Source organism: Frankia alni ACN14a, assembly GCF_000058485.1.
Taxonomy (GTDB): Bacteria; Actinomycetota; Actinomycetes; order Frankiales; family Frankiaceae; genus Frankia; species Frankia alni.
The window spans coordinates 3791842-3812851 of record NC_008278.1; the positions used below are offsets into that span (position 1 = coordinate 3791842).

General features: G+C 74.0%; 17 protein-coding genes. 12 read left to right on the plus strand and 5 right to left on the minus strand.

Translation table 11 applies throughout. The features are described 5' to 3' along the window. Positions 1-29: 29 nt before the first annotated feature. The gene (locus tag FRAAL_RS15280) at positions 30-1244 is read left to right on the plus strand and encodes an amidohydrolase family protein (RefSeq protein WP_011604642.1); all 1215 of its coding nucleotides are present in this window, start codon (positions 30-32) and stop codon (positions 1242-1244) included. On the opposite strand, the gene FRAAL_RS15285 is transcribed toward FRAAL_RS15280, so the two are convergent. Then, complete coding sequence (locus FRAAL_RS15285; protein WP_231861011.1) at positions 1241-2290, minus strand: Rieske 2Fe-2S domain-containing protein; 1050 nt, start codon at positions 2288-2290, stop codon at positions 1241-1243. The two genes, FRAAL_RS15280 and FRAAL_RS15285, sit on opposite strands and share 4 nt — an antisense overlap. A 347-nt stretch (positions 2291-2637) precedes the next feature. Here FRAAL_RS15285 and FRAAL_RS15290 point away from each other — a divergent pair, with 347 nt between their 5' ends. The 7 genes from FRAAL_RS15290 to FRAAL_RS15320 all read left to right on the plus strand — a co-directional run bounded on the left by FRAAL_RS15290 (position 2638) and on the right by FRAAL_RS15320 (position 11502). Next, positions 2638-3735, plus strand: a complete 1098-nt coding sequence (locus tag FRAAL_RS15290) for an acyl-CoA dehydrogenase family protein (RefSeq protein ID WP_011604644.1) — start codon at positions 2638-2640, stop codon at positions 3733-3735. Further along, on the plus strand, positions 3732-4778 hold the full coding sequence (locus FRAAL_RS15295) for an acyl-CoA dehydrogenase family protein (RefSeq protein ID WP_011604645.1): 1047 nt from the start codon (positions 3732-3734) through the stop codon (positions 4776-4778). The genes FRAAL_RS15290 and FRAAL_RS15295 overlap by 4 nt, the downstream gene beginning before the upstream one ends. Positions 4779-4855: 77 nt before the next feature. After that, positions 4856-5314 (plus strand): Zn-ribbon domain-containing OB-fold protein, encoded by a 459-nt coding sequence (locus FRAAL_RS15300; RefSeq protein ID WP_011604646.1) that lies wholly within the window; start codon positions 4856-4858, stop codon positions 5312-5314. Next, on the plus strand, positions 5301-6452 hold the full coding sequence (locus FRAAL_RS15305; protein ID WP_011604647.1) for a thiolase family protein: 1152 nt from the start codon (positions 5301-5303) through the stop codon (positions 6450-6452). The genes FRAAL_RS15300 and FRAAL_RS15305 overlap by 14 nt, the downstream gene beginning before the upstream one ends. A 48-nt stretch (positions 6453-6500) precedes the next feature. Further along, positions 6501-7673 carry an acetyl-CoA hydrolase/transferase C-terminal domain-containing protein gene (locus FRAAL_RS15310; RefSeq protein ID WP_041939349.1) on the plus strand — a complete coding sequence of 391 codons (1173 nt, stop codon included), beginning with the start codon at positions 6501-6503 and terminating at the stop codon, positions 7671-7673. A 556-nt stretch (positions 7674-8229) separates the two neighbouring features. Then, positions 8230-9729 (plus strand): HNH endonuclease, encoded by a 1500-nt coding sequence (locus FRAAL_RS35575; protein ID WP_083866803.1) that lies wholly within the window; start codon positions 8230-8232, stop codon positions 9727-9729. A 144-nt stretch (positions 9730-9873) separates the two neighbouring features. Then, complete coding sequence (locus FRAAL_RS15320) at positions 9874-11502, plus strand: ABC-F family ATP-binding cassette domain-containing protein (RefSeq protein WP_041939350.1); 1629 nt, start codon at positions 9874-9876, stop codon at positions 11500-11502. 4 nt (positions 11503-11506) lie between these two features. Here the strand turns inward: FRAAL_RS15320 and FRAAL_RS15325 are convergent, their stop codons facing one another. Further along, positions 11507-12184 carry a TetR/AcrR family transcriptional regulator gene (locus FRAAL_RS15325; RefSeq protein ID WP_011604651.1) on the minus strand — a complete coding sequence of 226 codons (678 nt, stop codon included), beginning with the start codon at positions 12182-12184 and terminating at the stop codon, positions 11507-11509. A gap of 60 nt (positions 12185-12244) precedes the next feature. On the opposite strand from FRAAL_RS15325, the gene FRAAL_RS15330 reads away from it, so the two are divergent. Further along, complete coding sequence (locus FRAAL_RS15330; protein ID WP_011604652.1) at positions 12245-13300, plus strand: LLM class flavin-dependent oxidoreductase; 1056 nt, start codon at positions 12245-12247, stop codon at positions 13298-13300. A 17-nt stretch (positions 13301-13317) separates the two neighbouring features. Here FRAAL_RS15330 and FRAAL_RS15335 read toward each other — a convergent pair whose 3' ends face one another. From FRAAL_RS15335 to FRAAL_RS15345, 3 genes are read right to left on the minus strand one after another with little or no spacing between them, the layout of a single operon-like run. Next, entirely contained in the window at positions 13318-14910 is a 1593-nt protein-coding gene (locus tag FRAAL_RS15335) for a class I adenylate-forming enzyme family protein (protein WP_011604653.1), read from the minus strand. Next, positions 14907-16082 (minus strand): acyl-CoA dehydrogenase family protein, encoded by a 1176-nt coding sequence (locus tag FRAAL_RS15340; protein ID WP_011604654.1) that lies wholly within the window; start codon positions 16080-16082, stop codon positions 14907-14909. Before FRAAL_RS15340 ends, FRAAL_RS15335 begins: the two co-directional genes overlap by 4 nt. Next, a complete protein-coding gene (locus tag FRAAL_RS15345; RefSeq protein ID WP_011604655.1) occupies positions 16079-17365 on the minus strand; it encodes an acyl-CoA dehydrogenase family protein in 1287 nt (428 codons plus the stop codon). Before FRAAL_RS15345 ends, FRAAL_RS15340 begins: the two co-directional genes overlap by 4 nt. A gap of 176 nt (positions 17366-17541) precedes the next feature. Between FRAAL_RS15345 and FRAAL_RS15350 the strand changes: the two genes are divergently transcribed. From FRAAL_RS15350 to FRAAL_RS15360, 3 genes are all read left to right on the plus strand, one after another. Then, a complete protein-coding gene (locus FRAAL_RS15350) occupies positions 17542-18468 on the plus strand; it encodes an SDR family NAD(P)-dependent oxidoreductase (protein WP_173402691.1) in 927 nt (308 codons plus the stop codon). 93 nt (positions 18469-18561) lie between these two features. Beyond that, positions 18562-19797, plus strand: a complete 1236-nt coding sequence (locus FRAAL_RS15355) for a Zn-ribbon domain-containing OB-fold protein (protein ID WP_011604657.1) — start codon at positions 18562-18564, stop codon at positions 19795-19797. Continuing rightward, positions 19794-20954: a thiolase C-terminal domain-containing protein gene (locus tag FRAAL_RS15360; RefSeq protein ID WP_041939351.1), complete on the plus strand. Its 1161-nt coding sequence runs from the start codon at positions 19794-19796 to the stop codon at positions 20952-20954. Before FRAAL_RS15355 ends, FRAAL_RS15360 begins: the two co-directional genes overlap by 4 nt. Positions 20955-21010 lie beyond the last annotated feature (56 nt).

Consider the following 21010-nt stretch of genomic DNA (forward strand, 5'->3'; position numbering starts at 1 on the left):
TCCCGCACGCTCGACAACGAGGAGAGTCCATGACCACCCTGGCAGCCCCCGGCGACGCGGCCGTGCTCCCGTCGCTGGGCTACCCGCTCTACGACGCCGACCAGCACTACTACGAGACGGCCGACGCGCTCACCCGTCACCTGGCGCCCGAGTACAAGCGGCTGATCAAGATTCTGCAGACGCCGGACGGCCGGACCCGGATGGTGATCAACAACAGGCTCTACACCACCAACCCGGACCCGACGTTCCCGACCGTCGCCGCCCCCGGCGTGTTCGAGCAGTACTTCCGCAGCAACAACACCGAGGGCCGGGAGCTGGCGTCGTTCGTCGGCAGGCTGCAGGAGAGCCAGCCCGAGTACACCGACCGCGACGCGCGCATCGCCAAGCTCGACGAACAGGGCGTCGCCGCGACGATCATGCTGCCGACGGTCGGGGTCGCCGTCGAGGGGCTGCTCACCGACAAGCCCGACGCGCTGCACGCCATCGTCGAGGCGTTCAACCGGTGGATCGAGGACGAGTGGGGCTACTCGTACCAGGACCGCATCATCTCGACGCCGGTGCTGTCGCTGGCCGACCCCGACCTGGCCGTCAAGGAGCTGGAGCGGGTGCGTGACGCCGGCGCCCGCATCGTCGTGCTGGTGCCGGGCCCCGTCCGCGCCGGCGCGATCACCCGCTCCCCGGGCAACCCGATCTTCGACCGGTTCTGGGCGACCGCGGCCGAGGCCGGCATCGTCGTGTCATACCACACCGGTGAGGCCGGCTACGAGTGGGTCGCCGAGAAGTGGGGCGAGGGCGCCTTCGAGGGCCTGCGCACCACGCCGCTGCCCGAGATCATGCAGCTGCACGTCGAGCGGCCCATCCAGGACACCATCGCGGCGCTGGTCGGCCACGGCGTGTTCGAGCGGCACCCGGCGCTGAAGGTCGCCACCATCGAGGCCGGTTCCACCTGGGTGCTCGACCTCGTCCGCCGGATCCGCAGCGCCTACGGCAAGATCCCGCAGAAGTTCGCCGTCGACCCGGTGGAGAGCTTCCGCGAGCACGTCTGGGTCGCGCCGTTCTACGAGGACGACCTGCTCGCGCTCTCCGACGCCCTCGGCATCGGGCACATCATCTTCGGGTCGGACTGGCCGCACCCGGAGGGCCTGCCGACTCCGGGTGCCTTCGTCCGCGACGCCGCCGTGCTCTCCGAGGAGGACCGCAAGCTGATCCTCTCGGACAACCTCAAGTCCCTGCTGCAGCTCTAGCGGCTCGCAGCTCCTGCAGCGTCCTGTGGCGCGGCGGCGGTCCTGCGGGCCTCGGGGCCGACCGCCGCGTCCGGGTAGAACTGCGCGGACCAGCTGCGCAGCGCGCGGAAACCGCGGGCCTCCTCGGTCGCCAGCGCCGGCGCGTCGAGGAAGGTCTGGTTGGTCCAGATGACGATGTCGTCAGGTAGCGCCAGCTTGGCGTCGGCCATGCGCCGTTCGTAGGTTCCGTCGGCGAGGTCGCCGTCGAGCTCGTCGATCCAGTAGGTCGCGAAGATCTCCGTGCGGCCGTCCTCGACCGGCGTGGTGTTGATCGAGATGACCCGGACGCCCTCGCCCATGTGCTCGACGTTGACGCTGACGCCGGGGCCGGACCAGAGGATCTCGATCGTGTTCGCGCTGTCGGTGCGCAGCCTTCCCGCGGCGTCGAGGGCGTGCTCCGCCCAGCCGCGCCCGAAGCCGACCCGCGACCACCACTGCGGCCCCTCCACGCGTTCTTCGAGCACCACCGGGCTGCGCGAGGTGTGGTGGACGAACTGGAAGTGGTGCGGGTCGACGACGTTCTCCAGCACCATCTGCGGGTGGGCGCGCAGGTCGCGGAAGTGCTGGCGGCCCTCCACGCCGGCCGGGTGGAAACGCCGGCTCGCCGCGTGTGGCGCGTCGCCGAGTGCGTCGGGGACCTCCCACAGCGGCTCCCGGCCGGCGGCGTCGTGCCAGACGTAGATCGTCTCGTTGCGTTCGGCCACCGTCCAGGTTCCCAGCTTCGGGCCGCGGTTGGGCCGCTCCTGGTAGGGGATCGACACGTTGCGACCCTCCGGGCTCCAGACCCAGCCGTGGAACGGGCAGCGGATGCCGTCGTCGACGACGCAGCCGCCGTGGGCCAGGCTCGCGCCGAGATGCCGGCAGTACCGGTCGTGGACACGGACCACGCCGTCGCGACCGCGGTAGGCGACGAGGTCCCGGCCGAAGTACCGCAGCGGGACGACCTGTTCCGGGCCGACGTCGACCGACCACGCCACCTGGAACCATCCGGTCAGCGCCAAATCCAAACCGTGCAGTTTCACTGCCCCGACCTCCGCGTTCTCCCGGCCTGCGGGACTTCCCAGAATGAATGCACCCTACGGGGAACGGCATTCCCGGACAAGCCGACGGTCGACGGCCGCCGGGCGGCTCGCCGGCTGCTCGCCCGGTGACGTGCCGGCCTCGGTCCGCGCCGGCCCGGCGGCCGGCGCGGCGGTTTACTTCTGACGAAATCGTCAACTACGATGTGCGGGCTGGATCGCACCCCCCGGGCCGCGGTGCGAAGCATCCCGCCGACATCGGTGCGAGCGGCGTCCCGCGGCGGCTGCGCACTCGGAGGAAACCTCATGATCGTCGCCCGCGACGAGGTCGGCTGATGGCCGACCCCCACGACAAGCTGCGCCGGGAGGTCCGCGCGTTCGTCGCCGAGGCCGGCATCGTGGCGCGCAACGACAGCTGGCTGCGCGGCTACGACCCCGACTTCACCCGCGAGCTCGGCCGCCGCGGCTGGATCGGCATGACCTATCCGACCGAGTACGGCGGCGGCGGGCGGTCGAACACCGAGCGGTTCGTCGTCACCGAGGAGCTGCTGCGCGCCGGTGCTCCGGTCACCGCGCACTGGACGGCCGACCGCCAGATCGGCCCGACGATCCTTCGGGTCGGCACCGAGGGCCAGCGCGCCGAGATCCTGCCGAAGATCTGCCGTGGCGAGGTCGTCGTCGGTCTGGGCCTGTCCGAGACCGAGGCCGGCTCGGACCTCGCCGCCGTGCGTACCCGGGCGACGGCGATCGACGGCGGCTGGTCGATCACCGGGGCGAAGGTGTGGACCACCTCGGCGCACCACGCCACCCACCTGTACATCCTCGCCCGCACCGGCGAGGGGGCCTCCAAGCACGAGGGCCTGACCGAGTTCCTCGTCGACGCCGACACCCCCGGCATCACCGTGCGGCCCATCCTCGACCTCGTCGGGGAGCACCACTTCAACGAGGTGATCCTCGACGACGTGCACGTGCCCGACGACCGCGTGCTCGGCACGGTCGGCGCCGGCTGGAAGCAGGTCACCGAGCAGCTCGCCTTCGAGCGCGGCGGGGTGGAGCGCTACCTGAGCACCTACCCCGTGCTCGCCGCGATGATCCGCACCGTCGCGCGCCATCCCGACCGGGCCGCCACCGAGCGCCTCGGCGAGCTGGCCGCGCGCCTGACCGCGTTGCGCCAGCTCGGCCTGCAGCTCGCCGGCGCCCTCGACCAGGGCGAGGCGCCGGTGCGCCTGGCCGCGGGCCTCAAGCTCGCCGGCACCCGGTTCGAGAAGGACGTCGTGGAGACCGCCCGGTACGTCCTCGACGTCTGCGAGGGCGACACCGAGGCTCACCGGCTGCTCGTCGACGGCCTGGCCGTCGTGCCCGGTGCGTCGATCCGCGGCGGCTCGTCGGAAGTCCTGTACACCGTCATCAGCCGGGCGGAGCTGCCACGATGATCTTCGATGCCGATCTGCGCCCCGTCGTCGACGACGTGCTCGGGGCGAACACCGACACCGCCCCCGGCGCGCTGTGGGCGCTGCTGACCGAACTCGGCTGGCCGGTCGTCGGCGTCGCCGAGGACGACGGCGGCGCCGGCGGGGATCTCGCCGCGGTCGCCGAGCTCGCCGCGGGCGTCGGGCGCCACGCCGTCGCCGTCCCCCTGATCGAGACCGGCCTGGCCGCCTGGGCGCTGGCCGGCGCCGGCCTGCCCGTCGCCGCGACCGCCGAGCGCGCCGCGGTGGCGCTGGCTCCCGCCGGCTCCGTCGAGGCCCGCCGCGACGGCGCCGACGGCGGCGACGCGGGCGACTGGATCTTTGACGGCACCGTCGCGCGCGTTCGCTGGCTGTCCGAGGTGCCCACGGTCGTGCTCGTCGTCGAGCAGGCCGACGCCACCGTCGTCGCCATCCTCGACGCCGCGGCGAGCGCCACCCCGCCCGAGCGTGACCTGGCCGACGAGCCGTCGGGGACGCTGCGCCTCGACGGCCTGCGGGTGCCCGCCGACCGCGTCGCCGCGGCCTCCGCGGGGCTCGCCGGGGACGTGCTCGACCGCGTCGCGGTGCTGCGTGCCGCGGCGATCTCCGGCGCCGTCGAGCGGGCCTGCACGCTGACCAAGGACCACGTCACCACCCGCCAGCAGTTCGGCCGGCCGCTGTCGGCGCTGCCCGCGGTGCGCCAGCTCGTCGCCGGCCTGGCCGTCGAGCGCGACCTGCTCGACGCGGCGCTCAGCGTCGCCGTGACCCGCCCGGGGCGCGGCACCGCGGCGGCGGCCCGCGCGGTGGCGGCCCGCAGCGCCGGGACGGTGGCGACGGACACCCACCAGCTGCACGGCGCGATCGGCATCACCCAGGAGTACCCGCTGCACCTGGTGACCCGTCGGCTGTGGTCGTGGCGCGACGACGAGGGCACGCAGCGGCGCTGGGAGCGGCTGCTCGGCGACGAGGTGGTCGCCACCGGTTCGGACGAACCGCTGTGGGCGCTGGTCACCGGCGCCTCCGTCTGACCGCTCGACCGCTCGACCGCTCCACCCGCGCACAGGCTCGACCGCGCACAGGCTCGAAGGCTCGAAGGAGAGTGGGAATGGCACAGCAGGTACCCCTGGCCGAAGATCTGTTCACCTGGCCGGCGGAGGAACCCGCCCTGATCGGCGGCCGGTCGTCGGACGGCAAGGTCGTCTTCCCGTACCGCAGCCACAAGCTGGTCGGGGGCGTCAACGAGGAGCTGGAGCGGGTGGAGCTGCCGCGCCGCGGCACGCTCTGGACGTTCACGGGCCAGCGGTTCCGCCCGCCGTCCCCGCCCTACACCGGCGACGACACGCCGAAGACGTTCGAGCCGTTCGCGGTCGGCTACGTCGAGCTGCCCGGCGCGCTGCGGGTCGAGGCCCGGCTCACCGAGGCCGACCCCGACAAGCTGCACATCGGCCAGGAGATGGAACTGCGCATCGTCCCGTTCGGCACCGACGCCGACGGCAACCAGACCTTGATCTACGCGTTCGCCCCGGTCGGGGCCGAGGAGGGACACGGCGATGGCTCCGAGTGACGTTGCGATCATCGGCACGGGCCTGCACCCGTTCGGGCGCTACCCCGGCAAGTCGGCGCTGGAGATGGGCGAGGACGCCGTCATCGAGGCCCTCGCCGACGCCGGGGTCGAGTGGTCGGCCATCCAGGCGCTCTACGCGGGCAGCATGGAGGTCAAGAACCCCGAGGCGATCGTCGGCCTGCTGGGCCTGACCGGCGTGCCGGGCCGGGCGGTGTTCACCGGCTGCGCGACGGGCGCGACCTCGCTGGCGATGGCGGCGCACTCCATCCGCCTCGGCGACGCCGACATCGCGATCGCCATCGGCCTGGACAAGCACCCCCGCGGCGCGTTCTCCGACCACCCGTCGGTCTCCGGCCTGCCCGGCTGGTACGGCGAGGCCGGCCTGTTCCTCACCACGCACTTCTTCGGCATGAAGATCAACCGCTACATGCACGACTTCGGTATCACCCCGATCACGCTGGCCCGGGCGGCGGCGAAGGCGTTCCGCAACGGCGCGGCGAACCCGCGGGCATGGCGGCGCACCCCGATGACCGCCGAGCAGATCCTCGAGTCGCAGTACCTGAACTACCCGCTGACCCAGTACATGTACTGCTCGCCGGACGAGGGCGCCGCCGCGGTCGTGCTCGCCCGCGCGGACCTGGCGTCGAAGTACACCGACAAGCCGATCTACCTGCGCGCCAGCACCCTGTTCTCCCGCCGCGAGGGCGCCTTCGAGCTGCTCAGCCCGTCGCTGCCGCTGGAGACGGCCCCGAGCCCCACCGTCTTCGCCTCCCAGGCCGCCTACGAGCAGGCCGGCATCGGCCCCGAGGACGTCGACGTCGCCCAGCTCCAGGACACCGACGCCGGCTCGGAGATCATCCATCTGGCCGAGAACGGCTTCTGCAAGGACGGCGAGCAGGAGACGCTGCTGGCCGAGGGTGCCACCGAGATCGGCGGGAAGCTGCCGGTCAACACCGACGGCGGGCTGCTCGCCAATGGTGAGCCGGTCGGCGCCTCCGGGCTGCGCCAGATCCACGAGCTGGTCACCCAGCTTCGCGGCCGCGCCGGGGACCGCCAGGTCGCCGGCAGTCCGCGGGTTGGCTACGCCCATCTCTACGGCGCCCCCGGCACCGCCGCCGTCACCATCCTGTCCACCTGAGCTGACTGACCCGACGACGAGGGTGATGGCGTGAGTGTCGGTGCTGGCATGAGTGTCGAGAGCGGGAAGCTGGCGGAGCTCGTCGAGCCGGGCAGCCGGGTGGCGCTGGCCGACGGGATCGGCGCGCCGCGGTCGGTGTCCGGCGAGCTCGCCGCCGCGGCTGCCGCGGCGGGCGGGGTGCGGCTGCTGCTCGGCTGGCTGCCCGTCGCCGACCGGGAGCTCGACCTCGCCGCCTTCGCCGACGTCCGCGCGGTGATGTCCGGCTGGGGGCTGCGTCGGCCGGTGGACGACGGGCGGGTCCGCGCGCTGCCGGTGCGGCTGTCGGCGGTGCCGTCGCTGCTGCACGGTCCGCTGCGCCCGGACCTGCTGGTCGCCACGGTCGTGCCGGCTCCCGGCGGCGGCTACGCCTTCGGTACCGAGGTGGCGTGGATGCACGCCGCGATCGCCGCCGGCGCCCGCGTCGCCGGCGTCGTCGCCCACGCCACCCCGCACTGCGACGCGGGCCCCCCGCTGCCCGCCGACCGGCTCGTCCTGGTGGGGGAGACCGACACCCCGCCGATCGCGCTGGAGTTCAGCCCCCCCGGCGACGAGCACCGGGCGATCGCCGAGCGGGTCGCCGCCCTCGTCCCCGCCGGTGCCCGGTTGCAGGTCGGGCCGGGGGCGCTCGGCGTCGCGGTGCTGGAGGCGCTGCGCACCCCCGTGCACATGGACTCGGGCCTGCTGCCCGAGGGCGTCGTCGACCTCGACCGCCGCGGCCTGCTCGCCGGCACCCCGGTCACGACCTACCTGGCCGGCGGTCCCGGCCTGCTGGCCTGGGCGGCGGGCCGCCGGCTGCTGCATCCCATCGAGCACACCCACGACCTGGGCCGGCTGTCGAGCGGGCTGCCGTTCGTCGCGGTGAACACCGCGATCGAGCTTGACGAGCAGGGCCAGGTCAACGTGGAGGGCTTCCCTGGCGCGACCGTCGGCGGCGTCGGCGGCCACGCCGACTACGCCGCCGCCGGCGCCCGCTCGCCCGGCGGCCTGTCCATCATCGCCATGCCGGCGACCCACCGCGGCCGCCCCACCCTCGTCGAGCGTCTGTCGGCCCCCGTGAGCACCCCCGGCCACGACGTCGACGTCGTCGTCACCGAACACGGCACCGCCGACCTGCGCGGCCTGGACCGCCGCGAACGCGCCGCCGCCCTCCACCACCTCTGGGACCGCCCGGCGTCATCCTGATCTCCGCGTGCCCGAATTCCTCTGGTGGGTTCGGCGTCCGGTTTGGCGCTGAAGTAGGACCCGGATGGTCCGTTCCCACGCAGGCCTCTCGCACCGGCCGGCCGACCCCGACCCGGATCGGCGGAGATGACCGAGACGCCACAGCAGTGACCGGGACGAGCTCGCCCGAGCATCAGACAAGGCCCGAGCGCAGCGCCAGCCGCAGCGGAACCGACGCAATCACGCGCCCGCCCTGCGGCGCAGGCACGATGACCGTGACGCGGTTCCGCGGAACACCAAGATCGTCTTTGGGGTGCCGGCTTGGTTGCCGGCCACGCCGCCGGCTTGGTCGCCGGCGTGGCTTCCAGGCGCCGTTGCGGGTCTGCCGCCGGCTGGTGCGGGTTCCGCGGCATTCCATGTTCGGACGCCCTGATGCCCTGATGCCCGGACGCCGTGCTGCAAGCCGGGTTCCGTGTCCGGGGCGGGGGTGCGGGTCGGTCGCGGCGGTGTGTGGGCGTTGCCGCCTGGTTGATCTTGGTGGGTTTTTGTCGGTGGGGGGTGGGACGATGTTCGAGTCCTGTTCGACGACACCCCTGGCCCGGTGATCATGATGGCTGTTCCTGTGTTCCCCGTTTCCGCCGATCCTGCCGCCTCCTCGGCGCTGGGGGTGGATGTGGAGTCGGCGTCGTTGGGGGAGGTGGAGGAGGTGATCTGCCGGTGGGCGGGGCGGATCGCGGCGGCGACGTGTGCCTGGCTGCTGGCGGTGGCGGCGTTCGATCGGCGCCAGGGCTGGTCGGGGATGGGGCTGGGGTCGTGTGCGCACTGGTTGTCGTGGCGGTGCGGGATCGGTCTGCGCACCGCGCGGGAGCAGGTGGCGACCGGGCATGCGTTGGAGCGTCTGCCGGCGATCCGGGCCGCGTTCGCCGCGGGCACCCTGTCGTATGCGAAGGTCCGGGCGGTGACCCGGATTGCCGACGAGCATTCCGAGCAGGCGTGGTTGACCCATGCCCGGTTCTGCACCGCCGGGCAGATCGAGCGGCTGGTGCGTTGCGCCCGGCAGGCCCGCGGGCAGGAGAAGACCCGCCGGTCGGCGCCGCGGCTGGGGTGGCAGTACGACGACGACGGGATGCTGCGGGTGAGCGCGGTGCTTTCCCCGGACGACGGTGCCCGGCTGATCGCGGCGTTGGACGCGGCCCGGGCCGGCCTCGACACCACCACCCCCCTCGACTCCCCCGGTGATGCCGAGGCCGGTGAGGTGCCGGCGGACGGGGAGAGTGTGGTCCGGGCGCGGGATCGTAGGCGGGACGCCGAGGCGCTCGTCGCGTTGGCCGACGGGTTCCTCGACCGGCAGGCACCCGGGCTGACGGCCCCCGAGCACACCCTGACCGTCCACCTGACCACGACCCTGCCCGACACCACCGCCAGCCCCGACACCACCGCCAGCCCCGACGGCACGGCCAGCGGCGGCGAGGACAGCACCCCGGCCAGGGCAGCAGATGGTGGCGCCGCGGGGCCGGTGGGGATGGCGCGGATCGGGATCGGGGCGTGGGCGCAGGTCGACGGGGGGATCGGGCTGTCCCGGCAGGTCGTGGCACGCCTGGGCTGTGACGGGTTCCTGCGCGGCCTGGTCACCGACCCCGACGGCAACAACCCGCTGCACCTGGGCCGGCGGCAGCGTCACCCCGGCCAGCGGCTGCGTGACGCCGTCTACGCCCGCGACCACGGCCACTGCCAGTACCCCGGCTGCGGACACACCCGCTTCCTGCAGATCCACCACCTCACCGAATGGACCCGGGGCGGTGACACCGACATCGACCGGCTACTGCTGATCTGCTCGGCCCATCATCGGGCCGTCCACGACGACGACATCCGCCTCGACCGCGCCCCCGACGGCACCGTCACCGCCCGCACCGCCGACGGCCGGGTCCTCACCGCCGCCCCACCCCTGCTGCCCGGACCCGAACCCGCCAGCAGACTCGCCCACGCCACCCGCCACATCACCCCCACCGCCATCCACACCCCCGACGGCGGCCGACTCAGCCTCATCGACTCGATCCACGCCCTCCTCAACCCCTGATTCGGGACAGACCCCGACGCCGACGGTTCCGCGGAACCGGCCAGGGTTACCATGGACGCATCATGGAGCTCTGACACCACCCGCGTCCGCGGCCGAGGCAGCGTCCCGGCGGGCGAGAGATGCGATCCTCTCGGTGGTGTTCGCGTGGCTCAGTCCGCTCTTTCCGCATCCGACCTCGTCCGCTCGCTGGGTGGGCGCCGTGTTCTCGACGGGGTGTCGCTCACCGCGGCGCCGGGGCATCGCGTCGGGCTGATCGGTGAGAACGGAGCCGGCAAGAGCACGCTGCTGCGGCTGCTCGCCGGCGTCGACGAACCCGACGGCGGCGCCGTCACGCGGCCGGCGGACGTCGGCTTCCTCCATCAGGAGATGCCGTTCGATCCGGCCGCGACGATCGCCGACGTGCTCGACGAGGCGCTGCGCGAGGCCCGCGAGGACCTCGGCGAGCTTGACCGGCTCACGACCGCGCTCGCCGCGACCCCGCCGGAGGGCCCCGACCATGCGGCGTTGCTCGCCGCGTACGGCGTGCGGCTCGAACGGGCGCAGGACCATGCGGCCTGGGACGCCGACCGGCGCGCCGAGATCACCCTGGCCGGTCTCGGGCTTGGTGGGATCGATCCGAGCCGGGCGCTGGCGACGCTGTCCGGCGGGCAGCGGGCCCGTCTCGCTCTCGCCGCGTTGCTGGTGCGCCGGCCCACCGCGCTGCTGCTCGACGAGCCGACGAACCATCTCGACGACGACGCCGCGGCCTTTCTGGAGGAGCAGGTGCGCGCGCTGCCCGGGGTCGTCGTCGCGGCCAGCCACGACCGGGCGTTCCTCGACGCCGTCTGCACCGACCTGATCGACCTCGACCCGGCTGTCGACGGCCCGACCCGCTACGGCGGCGGCTACACCGCCTACCAGGCGGCGAAGCAGGCCGAGCGGGACCGCTGGGAGCGGCGCTTCGCCGACGAGCAGTCCGAACTCGCCGCGCTGCGCCACGCGGTCGCGACCACCTCGCGCACCATCGCCGCGAACCGCGGGCCGCGGGACAACAACAAGATGAGCTTCGGCCTGCTGACGAACCGGGTGGAGCAGCAGATCTCCCGGCGGGTGCGCAACGCCGCGCGCCGCCTCGACGATCTGGAGCGCCACCAGGTCCGCCGCCCCCCGCCGCCGCTGCGCTTCGCCGCCCCGGCGCTGGCGAACCCCTCGCCGGACGGGACGCTGCTGGCGCTGCGCGACATCCGCGTGCCCGGCCGCCTCGCGCTGGACCGGCTCGACCTGACCGCCACCGACCGGGTTCTCGTCACCGGCCCGAACGGTGCCGGCAAGTCGACGCTGCTCGCCGTGCTGGCCGGGCAGCTCGGAGCCGCCGCCGGCGGTGGTGAGGTGCGCCGCCGCGCCCACCTGCGGGTCGGGCTGCTGGCCCAGGACAGCGTGTTCGACCGGCCGGAGCGCACCGCCGCCGACACCTACGCGCGCGCCGTGGGGCAGCGCCGGGCCGAGACCGTGCCGCTGGGCGGTCTCGGCCTGCTCGCCCCGCGGGAGCTGGGCCGGCCGGTGGGGGAGCTGTCCGTCGGGCAGCGCCGCCGCCTCGCCCTGGCGATCCTCGTCGCGGACCCGCCCGACCTGCTGCTGCTCGACGAGCCCACCAACCACCTCTCGCCGCGCCTCGCCGACGAGCTGCAGGACGCGCTGGGTCCCGGCCCCGGCGCGATCGTCGTCGCCTCCCACGACCGCTGGCTGCGCTCCCGCTGGCCCGGCCGCGAACTGCGCCTGCCCGCCCCGGCCTGACCGGTCAGCGGCGGGTGTCCGGCTTCGGCGGCGCCGAACGCAGGCGCAGCATCGCGCGGTACATGGCGGTGCGGCTCGGTGGCGGGGGCAGGGCGAGGTGAGTCTGGGAGTCGGGGTCGGCGGCGAAGGAGCGCAGCAGGTGGCCGACCAGGCGTCGGGAGGCGGCCTCGGCGGCGGGGCCGCTGGCGGCGACGACGCCGGCGTTGGCCATGAGGATCACGACGAGGTCCTGGTGGGCGAAGTCGGGTCGCAGCCGGCCGGCGGCCTGGGCCCTGGCGATGAGCCGGCCGAAGTCGGCGGCGACCTCGTCGCGCTGCGACTCCAGCGCCCGCGCGGTGGGGAAGGTCCGGGTCAGGACCTCGGTGAAGCCGAGGTCGGCGACCTGCATGCCGCAGACGGTCTCGAGGAACCGGCTGAACCCGTGCCAGGGGTCGGGGTCGGCCAGGGCGGCGGACATGGCGTCGCGGTAGCCGGCCATCTTGGGCCCGAACACGGCGCCGACGAGGTCGTCGCGGGTCGGGAAGCGGCGCAGCACGGTGGCGATGCCGACGCCGGCGTGGCGGGCGACCTCGTTGGTCGACACCGACAGCCCCTGTCGGGTGAACAACTCCCGGGCGGCCTCGACGATCCGGTCGCGGTTGCGCCGCGCGTCGAGGCGGATCCGCTGGCCGTCATCCGTCACGGCTCCGACCGTACCGCACCATCTGGAGCGCCTTATCCGGTTGTCCCGTAGGCTGCGCACATGCTCGAACTCGGGGTGCTATCGCTCAGCGACCGCCAGGTCCGGCTCGGGACGGGGGAGCGGGTCGGTCACGGTGAGCGGCTGGACGAGATCGTGGGTCACGCGACGCTCGCCGAGCGGGTCGGGCTCGACCTGTTCGCCCTGGGGGAGCACCACACCCTCGACTTCGCCGTCTCCTCGCCGGCGGTCGTGCTCGCCGCCGTCGCCGCCCGGACCAGTCGGATCCGGCTCACCAGCGCGGTGACCGTGCTGCCGATCCTCGACCCGGTGCGGCTCTACCAGGACTTCGCCACCCTCGACCTGCTCAGCCACGGCCGCGCCGAGATCATCGCCGGGCGCAGCGCGTACGCCGAGCCGTTCGAGATGTTCGGCGAGCACCTCGCCGACGCCGACGCGTTGTTCGACGAGAAGCTCCGCCTGCTGCTGGCCCTGCGCGAGCGGGAGCGGGTGACGTGGCGCGGCCGCTTCCGCCCCCCGCTGACCGACGCGCCGATCACGCCCCGGGCCGAGCCCGGCTCGCTGCCGGTGTGGGTCGGGGTCGGCGGGTCACCCACCAGCGCCGAGCGGGCCGGCCGGCTCGGCCTGCCGATGGTGCTCGGCTACATCGGCGGCCCGCTCAGCCACGCTCGCCGGGCCGTCGACCTGTACCGGGAGGCCGGCGAGCGGGCGGGCCATCCCGCCGAGCGGCTCAAGGTCGGCATCTCGACCCACTTCTACGCGGCGGCCTCCGAGCAGGACGCCCGCGACGTCCACCCGTACTACTACGAGTACCTGCGTCCCAAGACCCCCGGCGGGCGCGGCTTCGTCGTCTCCGCGGAGGCGTTCGCCGACGGGATGCGCCGCGGCAACGCCATCATGATCGGTACACCGGCCCAGCTCGTCGAGAAGATCCTCGACGCCCACCAGACCCTCGGCCTGGACCGGTTCTACGGCCAGATCGACTGGGGCGGCCTACCCCGCGAGCAGGTCGCCGAGTCCATCCACCGCTTCGCCGAGGCCGTCGCCCCGGTCGTGCGCACCCACACCGACAGCCAGCCCAGCGTCGCCACCCGCTGATCAGCCTCGCCCACCGCTCAGCGGCGGGGGCCCCAGGGGGTGTCGGTGCGCAGGCGGGCCTTGTCGACCTTGCCGGCGGCGTTGCGGGGCAGCGGCTCGGTCAGGATCGCCACGTACTGGGGGATCTTGAAGTCGGCGAGGCGGCCGGCGGCATGGGTGAGCAGAGCGGGGATGTCGACGGCGGCGCCGGGGCGGGGGACGATCGCCGCGGCGACCCGCTGGCCCAGGCGCGGGTCGGGCACGCCGACGACGGCGACCTCGCCGACGCCGCCGAACGCCGCCAGCACCCGTTCGACCTCGATGCTGTAGACGTTCTCGCCGCCACGGTTGATCATGTCCTTGATGCGGTCGAGCAGGTGGATGCGCCCGGCGTCGTCGATGCGGGCGAGGTCGCCGGTGCGCAGCCAACCGTCGACGAGAGCCTCGGCGGTGGCCTCGGGGCGGCGCCAGTAGCCGCTCATGAGCTGCGGGCCGCGTACGAGGAGCTGGCCGATGCCGGCGGCGGCCTCGGGGCCGTCGAGGCGCAGTTCGGTGGCGGCGACCGCGCTGCCGACCGTGTCGGCGTGGGCGAGGACGTCGTCGTGGTCGAGGCCGCTGACGCAGGCGGCCTCGGTCAGCCCGTAACCGGGGCCGAAGCGGGCCGCGGGGAAGGCGGCGAGCAGCTCCGCGACCTGGCTCGGCGGGGTCGGCGCGGCGCCGTAGCTGACCAGCCGGACGCGGGAGACGTCGGTGCGGGGGAAGTCGGGGTGGCGCAGCGCCTGCCAGTACATCGCCGGCACGCCGTTGAGCACGTCGATGCGCTCGTCGCGGATCGCCCGCAGCCAGGCGCCGGTCTCGAAGTGGGTGGCGATGACGACCGTGCCGCCGGCGAGCAGGGCGGGCAGCCACTGCATGCCGAAGGCGAGGACGTGGAACAGCGGCGCGGCGATCAGCGTCCGGGTCACCTCGGTCGGGCCGAGGTGCAGGGCGCGGCGGCACTGCTCGGCCGCGGACAGCAGCGCCCGGTGCGACAGCATCGCGCCCTTGGGCACGCCGGTGGTGCCGGAGGTGTAGAACAGCGCCGCCAGCGCCTCCGGGTCGTCGGCGAGCCGGACGGTGGGCGGGCCGTCGGGCAGCGCGGCCGGGTCGTCGACGACGAGCGTGGCGGCGGAGTCGGTGACGATGTGGGCGACCTCGGCCGGGGTCAGCCGGGTGTTGACGGGGACGGGCACGGCGCCGGCGAGGATCGCGCCGAGCACCGCCGCGCACCAGGGCGCGCCGTTGGGCAGCCGCACGGCCACCCGCTCACCCGGGTCGACGCCCGCGGCGACGAGGCCGCCGGCGACCCGGCTGGCCGCGTCCCACAGTGCGCGGTAGGTCAGGCGCTGGCCGGTGGCGAGGTCGACGAGGGCCTCGGCGTCGGGCACCCGCTCGACGGTGGCGCGCGTGCCGTCGCCGACGGTGGTCGCCAGGCCGGTGAAGCGCAGCCCTGCCGCGGTGCGCACCGTGCCCGCGGTGTCCGGGCCGGGGCCCGGTGCGGCAAGCCCCGGACCCGGCGGCGGCGAGGCGGCTGGGACGGTGGCCGTGCCCGCGCCGCCGGGCACGGTGGCCGGGTCCGGGGCGGCGCTCACACGCCGGCCTTGGCCAGCAGTCGCTCGTAGTAGACCGCCGGGCCGCCGAACAGCAGCTGGGAGGCCTTCGCCCGGCGGTAGTACAGGTGCGCCGCGTGCTCCCAGGTGAAGCCGATGCCGCCGTGGACCTGGATGTTCTCGGTGGCCACCGCGAGGAACGCCTCGGAGCAGACGGCGTGCGCGACGGCGGCGGCGACGCCGGCGTCGGGGGCGTCGGCGAGGCCGTCGACGGCGCGGGCGGCCTCGCGGGCCGCGGCGTCGGCGACCTGGACGCGGGTGAGCATGTCCGCGGCCTTGTGCTTGACGGCCTGGAAGCTGCCGATCTGCCGGCCGAACTGGACGCGGTCCTTGGCGTAGGTGGTGGACGCCTCCAGGCAGGCGCGGGCGGCGCCGACCTGCTCGGCGGCCAGCGCCGTCGTCGCCACGTCGAGGACCCGGTCGAGGACCGCCGCGGCGCCGCCGGCCGCGCCGACCAGGCGGGCGGGAGTGGCGGCGAAGGTGACCTTCGCGATGCGGCGGGTCAGGTCCAGCACGGGCAGCGGGGTGCGGGTGAGCCCGGCCGCGTCGGCGTCGACGGCGTACAGGCCGGGGCCGGCCGGGCCGCCCGCGACGACGAGGAGCACGTCGGCGCCGGCGCCGTCGAGCACGAGCGGCGCGGTGCCGTCGAGGGTGACGGCACCGCTGTCGGCACTTGCCGTGCCGGCGCTCGCCGTGACGGCGAGAGCGTCGCCCGCGCCGCGCCCGCCGAGCGACCAGCCGCCGTCGACGGACGGCGGGGCGAGGGTGGCGGTGGTGGTGCCGGCGGCGATGCCGGGCAGGATCCGCGCGGCCTCGTCGCCGCCCGCGGCGACCAGCGCGGTGCCGGCGAGCACCACCGAGGACAGGAACGGCGAGGGCAGCAGCGCCCGGCCCATCTCCTCGAGCACGACGGTGAGCTCGACCAGGCCGTAGCCGTCGCCGCCGTGCTCGGTGGGCAGGGCGAGCGACTGCAGGCCGAGCTGCTCGGCCATCTGCGCCCAGACCTTGTCGTCGTAGCCGCGCTCGGAGTCGATCGCCGCGCGCACCGCGCGCTCGTCGGCCTTGGCGGACATGAAGTCGCGTACCGCCGAGCGCAGCTCGTCCAGCTCGGTGCTGGTGGTGTTCTCGCTGCTGGTGGTGACCTCGGTGCTCATGCGGACCTCGATTCCGTGGCGCCGGCCGAACGGCGGAGCTCCCGGAACGGCGACCTGGTGTCGATACCGGGCTCCTTGGGCAGGCCGAGCACCCGCTCCGCCAGGATGTTCTTCATGATCTCCTCGGTGCCGCCGAGGATCCGCAGCGCCGGGGTGGACAGCAACAGCTCGGTCCAGGAGTAGGTGCCCCACGCGCCGGTGTCCGCGATCAGGCGCGGGCCGATGATCTCGGCGGCGAAGTGGGCGCCCCGGGTGAGGTTCTGGGCGTACATCAGCTTGGACACCGACGCCTCGGGGCCGGGCTGCTCGCCCGCGCGGAACCTGCGGACCATCTGGTGGTTGAGGTACTCGGTGGCGAGCGTGTCGGCGTGCAGCTCGGCGAGGCGGCGGCGGGCGGCGCCGTCGTCGAGGCGGCCGTTGGCGCGCAGCAGCTCGGTGAGGAAGGGCAGGGCGACCACGCGGCCGACGGGGCCGGCGCCCTCGCCGCCGACGCTGGCCCGCTCGTTCATCAGGGTCGTCAGGGCGACGCCCCAGCCGCCGTCGACGGGGCCGAGGCGGTGGTCGTCACCGACGTGGACGTCGGTGAGGAAGACCTCGTTGAACTCGGAGCCGCCGCTCATCTGGCGCAGCGGGCGCACGTCCACCCCGGGGGCGGTCATGTCGACGACGAACGCGGTGATGCCCTTGTGCTTGGGGTTGTCGGGGTTGGTGCGGCACAGCGCCAGCCCGATCGCGGCGTGGTGCGCCACCGACGTCCAGACCTTCTGCCCGCCCAGCACCCAGCCGTCGCCCTCGCGCACGGCCTTCGTCTCCAGGCTCGCCAGGTCGCTGCCCGCGGCCGGCTCGCTGAACAGCTGGCAGGCGATGATCTCGCCGCTGTAGAGCCGGGGCAGGTAGCGCTGCTTGAGCTCGTCGGAGCCGTGGGCGAGGATCGTCGGGCCGATCATGCCGAGGCCGATGAGGGAGAGCACCCCGGTCTCGGGCACGTCGTAGGCGGCCTCCAGGCCGTCGTAGACGAGGTCGTGCAGGGTGGTCAGGCCGCGCCCGCCGAACTCGGTCGGCCCGGTGATCCAGCCGAAGCCGTTGTCGTAGCGGGTGCGCTGCCAGGCCTTGGCCGCGGCGACCTTGGCGTTCTCGATCTCGGGCGGGTCGGTGCTGAAGTAGGTGATCCGGTCCTCGCCCTCGCCCCAGGCGACATCCTCGGCCGCCCGGGCGCGGCGGGTGGCGTGGGCGTCGAGAAACGCGGTGACCTCGGCGACGAACTGGTCCATCTCGCTCGGCATGGGCGATCTCCGACTGGGGTGTCAAGTATGGCGGAAAATCCCGGCCTGCAAGCGCACACCGGGGCGGCATGAGCAAGGGATATGGCCTCATGACACTAAGGTTTGACGAATATGTCAAGTAGACCCTAGAGTCGCCAGCGTCGCCGTGCGGACTGACCGGGCAGAGGAGCTGACGGGTGTCGCAACAGGGTGAGCGTCTCCTGGAGGGACGCGTCGTCATCGTGACCGGCGGAGGCCGGGGAATCGGCCGCAGCCACAGCCTCGAGCTGGCCGCCCACGGGGCAACTGTCGTGGTCAACGACCTGGGCGTCGGAGTCCGCGGGGAGTCGTCGCAGGAGGAGCCCGCCGACGCCGTCGTCGCCGAGATCGAGGCCAAGGGCGGGGTCGCGGTGCGCGACACCGGCAACGTCACCGACTGGGCGGCGGTGCGCTCCCTCGTGGCGAACACGGTCGAGCGGTTCGGTCGACTCGACGCCGTCGTCAACAACGCCGGCATCCTGCGGGACGCGACGATCACCTCGCTCACCGAGCAGGACTGGGACGCCGTCATCGGCGTCCACCTCAAGGGCACCTTCGCCCTGACCAAGCACGCCTGCGACTACTGGCGGGCCGAGTTCAAGGCGGGCCGCCCGGTCGCCGGGCGGATCGTCAACACCACCTCCGGCACGGGGTTGGCGGGCAACGTCGGTCAGGCCGCCTACGGCGCCGCCAAGGCCGGCATCGCGAACCTGACGCTGACCACGGCGCTCGAGGGCAGCCGCTACGGCGTGACCGCCAACTGCATCTCCCCGGTCGCCGCGACCCGGATGACCGCCGGCACGGGCCTCGCCCAGCCGGGCGCCGACGAGGGCTTCGACCGGTTCGACCCGGCGAACTCCTCCCCGGTCGTCGCCTGGCTGGCCTCGGAGCGCTCCGGCTGGCTGACCGGGCGGGTGCTGCGCATCGACGGCAACACCGTGCATCCGGTGGACCCGTGGAGCGTGCGCCGCGGCTACAGCGCCGCCCGCGGCGGGCGCCTCGACGCCGCCGAGCTCGACGCCGGGCTGCGCGTGGTGCTGGGCACGGCCCCGGCGGGCCTGGCCGGCCTGACCATCATTTCGTGACCGCGGTGTTTCCGTGAATTCCGGTGTTTCTGTGAGCGGTGTGCCTGTGATCGGGGAGTCCGTGATCTGCTGGCGGCGAGAGGAGACGACGCGATGACGACGGTGGCCGCTGTCGGTACGTACCTGCCCCCCTGGGGCAGCGCGCGGGGACGGGTCCTGGGACCCGACGAGGACGCGGTGACCCTGGCCGTCGCCGCCGCCCGCGCGGCGCTGGAGCAGGCCACCCCGGCCGGCTCGGCGACGGCGCCGGACGTGCGCCGGGTGGTTTTCGTGACCCGCGAGCTGCCGCTGCTCGTCGGCGGCAACGCCGCGGCGCTGCTGGCCGGCATCGGGCTGCCCGACGACGTGCCCGTGGTCGAGCAGGTCGGCGGCGGGCCGGCGGTGTTCGACACTCTCGGCGGCGCCGAGGCCGGCACGCTGGTCATCGGCGTCGACGCGGCCGAGTCCGGCCCGGTCGGCGCCGCCGCGGCGCTGCTGTCCGACGGGGCCGGGGTCGGCGTGGAGCCGATCGGCCGGATCGTGCGCAGCCTGCCGGTGCACAGCCGGGAGAACGGCGGCGGCCCTCGCGACTACTCCGACGCCCGGCTGGAGCGCGAGCGCGGCGTCGGGGTCGCCATCGAGCGTCTCGAGCTCACCGACAAGCCGGTCGTCGTGGCCGGGCTGCCCGCCAAGCAGGCCCGGGCGCTGTGCGCCGGGGTGCCGCCGACGCTGCCGACGACGGGCGCGAGCGCGGCGCTGTTCGCGCTGGCGGCGCTCGCCGAGGTCGGCGCCGGCGGCCTGGTCCTCGCCGTCGAGCAGGGGTCGGCGACGGCGCTGCGCGTCGACGGGGTGCCCGCGGTGCGCCGTGACTCCCCGGCACTGCTGGCACCGGAGAAGCTGACCCGCACCCCCGGCCCGGACATCGCGATCTCGCTGGCCGCCTACGAGCGGGCCTTCGACGCGAAGCTGCGCTGGGACGCGGGGAAGTGCGACGCCTGCGGCACGCTGGCGCTGCCGCCGCGGCGGCGGTGCCTCAACTGCGGCTCGGAGGACGGCTGGTCGCTGACCCCGCTGCCGCGCACCGGCGAGGTGTACACGGTCGTCACCGTGCATGTTCCCGTGCCGGGATTGCCGACGCCGTACTCCCTGGCGATCGTCCAGCTCGACGGGGTGGACGTGCGGGCGCTGGTGAAGGTGACCGGCGCCCCGGCCGGCACCGTGCAGATCGGCGACCGCGGCCGGCTGGTGCTGCGCCGGGTCGCGGTGCGCTCAGGAATTCCGGACTACGGATATGCGCTGTACCCGGATGCGGCCACGGCCGCGGATGCAGGCGAGGGAGCGGTGCGATGAGGCGAGTGGCGGTGGTCGGCGCCGGGATGACGGCGTTCGGCGAGCATTTCGGCCTGGGCATCAAGGAACTGCTGCCGATGGCGGTCTCCGAGATGGCCGCGCACGTCGACAAGGGCCTCAACCGTGACGACATCCAGGCGGCCTGGTTCGGTGAGCTGACGACCTCGGACGGTTTCCCGACGGGCATCCTCGCGGACACCTGCGGGCTGCTCGACATTCCCGTCACCCGGGTGGAGAACGCCTGCGCGACGGGTAACGACGCGGTCCGCAACGCCACCTTCGCGGTGGCCTCCGGCGCGTTCGACGTCGTGCTCGTCGTCGGCGCGGACAAGGTGCGCGAGTCCTCGGCGCGCAGCACGTTCTGGGAGTGGGCGGGCCTGACCCGCGACATGGCCTGGGACTACCCGCTCGGCCTGGTCGCCCCGGCGAACTTCGCCCTGCACGTCGCCCGCTACCTGCACGAGTCGCCCGCGACGAAGGAACACCTCGCGATGGTGGCCGTGAAGAACCACAAGCACGCCGTGCCGAACCCGAAGGCGCAGCTGCGCTACGAGATCACCGTCGAGCAGGCGTTGAACGCCCCCGTCGTGGTCGCCCCGTTCAACCTGTACGACTGCACGCCGCAGAGCGACGGCGCCGCGGCGCTGCTGCTCGTCTCCGAGGACGTCGTCGAGCGTTACACCGACCGTCCCGTCTGGGTGCGCGGCGTCGGGCTCGGCCTCGACCGGGTCATGCACCAGCACAAGAAGGACATGACGACGTTCCCGCCGACCGTGAAGGCGTCGAAGGCCGCCTACGCGATGGCGGGGCTCGGCCCCGAGGACATCGACGTCGCCGAGGTGCACGACTGCTTCACCGGCGTCGAGCTGATCAGCTACGAGGACCTCGGGTTCGCCGAGAAGTTCGGCGCCTACAAGCTCATCGAGAACGGCGTGACCTCCGTCGGCGGCGCGAAGCCGGTGAACCCCAGCGGCGGTCTGAAGGCGAAGGGGCACCCGCCGGGCGCCACCGGCGTCGCGCAGTGCGTGGAGCTGTTCGAGCAGCTCCGCGGCGAGGCGGCCAACCAGGTCGACGGCGTCCGCACGGCACTCGCGCACAACATCGGTGGCCCCACGGCGGTGTCCGCGGTGACAATTCTGTCGTCCCAGCGGGGCTGACCGGCCCCAAGGCCAGAAGCCGGACGACCGGCGGCCGGAACGACACAGACGAGAAA

What these genes read in the sequence shown, in the direction of transcription:
- FRAAL_RS15280 (WP_011604642.1), top strand. Translation starts at nt 30, where the DNA reads ATGACCACCCTGGCAGCCCCCGGCGACGCGGCCGTGCTCCCGTCGCTG.
- FRAAL_RS15290 (WP_011604644.1), top strand. Translation starts at nt 2,638, where the DNA reads ATGGCCGACCCCCACGACAAGCTGCGCCGGGAGGTCCGCGCGTTCGTC.
- FRAAL_RS15295 (WP_011604645.1), top strand. Translation starts at nt 3,732, where the DNA reads ATGATCTTCGATGCCGATCTGCGCCCCGTCGTCGACGACGTGCTCGGG.
- FRAAL_RS15300 (WP_011604646.1), top strand. Translation starts at nt 4,856, where the DNA reads ATGGCACAGCAGGTACCCCTGGCCGAAGATCTGTTCACCTGGCCGGCG.
- FRAAL_RS15305 (WP_011604647.1), top strand. Translation starts at nt 5,301, where the DNA reads ATGGCTCCGAGTGACGTTGCGATCATCGGCACGGGCCTGCACCCGTTC.
- FRAAL_RS15310 (WP_041939349.1), top strand. Translation starts at nt 6,501, where the DNA reads ATGAGTGTCGAGAGCGGGAAGCTGGCGGAGCTCGTCGAGCCGGGCAGC.
- FRAAL_RS15330 (WP_011604652.1), top strand. Translation starts at nt 12,245, where the DNA reads ATGCTCGAACTCGGGGTGCTATCGCTCAGCGACCGCCAGGTCCGGCTC.
- FRAAL_RS15340 (WP_011604654.1), bottom strand. Translation starts at nt 16,082, where the DNA reads ATGAGCACCGAGGTCACCACCAGCAGCGAGAACACCACCAGCACCGAG.
- FRAAL_RS15345 (WP_011604655.1), bottom strand. Translation starts at nt 17,365, where the DNA reads ATGCCGAGCGAGATGGACCAGTTCGTCGCCGAGGTCACCGCGTTTCTC.
- FRAAL_RS15355 (WP_011604657.1), top strand. Translation starts at nt 18,562, where the DNA reads ATGACGACGGTGGCCGCTGTCGGTACGTACCTGCCCCCCTGGGGCAGC.
- FRAAL_RS15360 (WP_041939351.1), top strand. Translation starts at nt 19,794, where the DNA reads ATGAGGCGAGTGGCGGTGGTCGGCGCCGGGATGACGGCGTTCGGCGAG.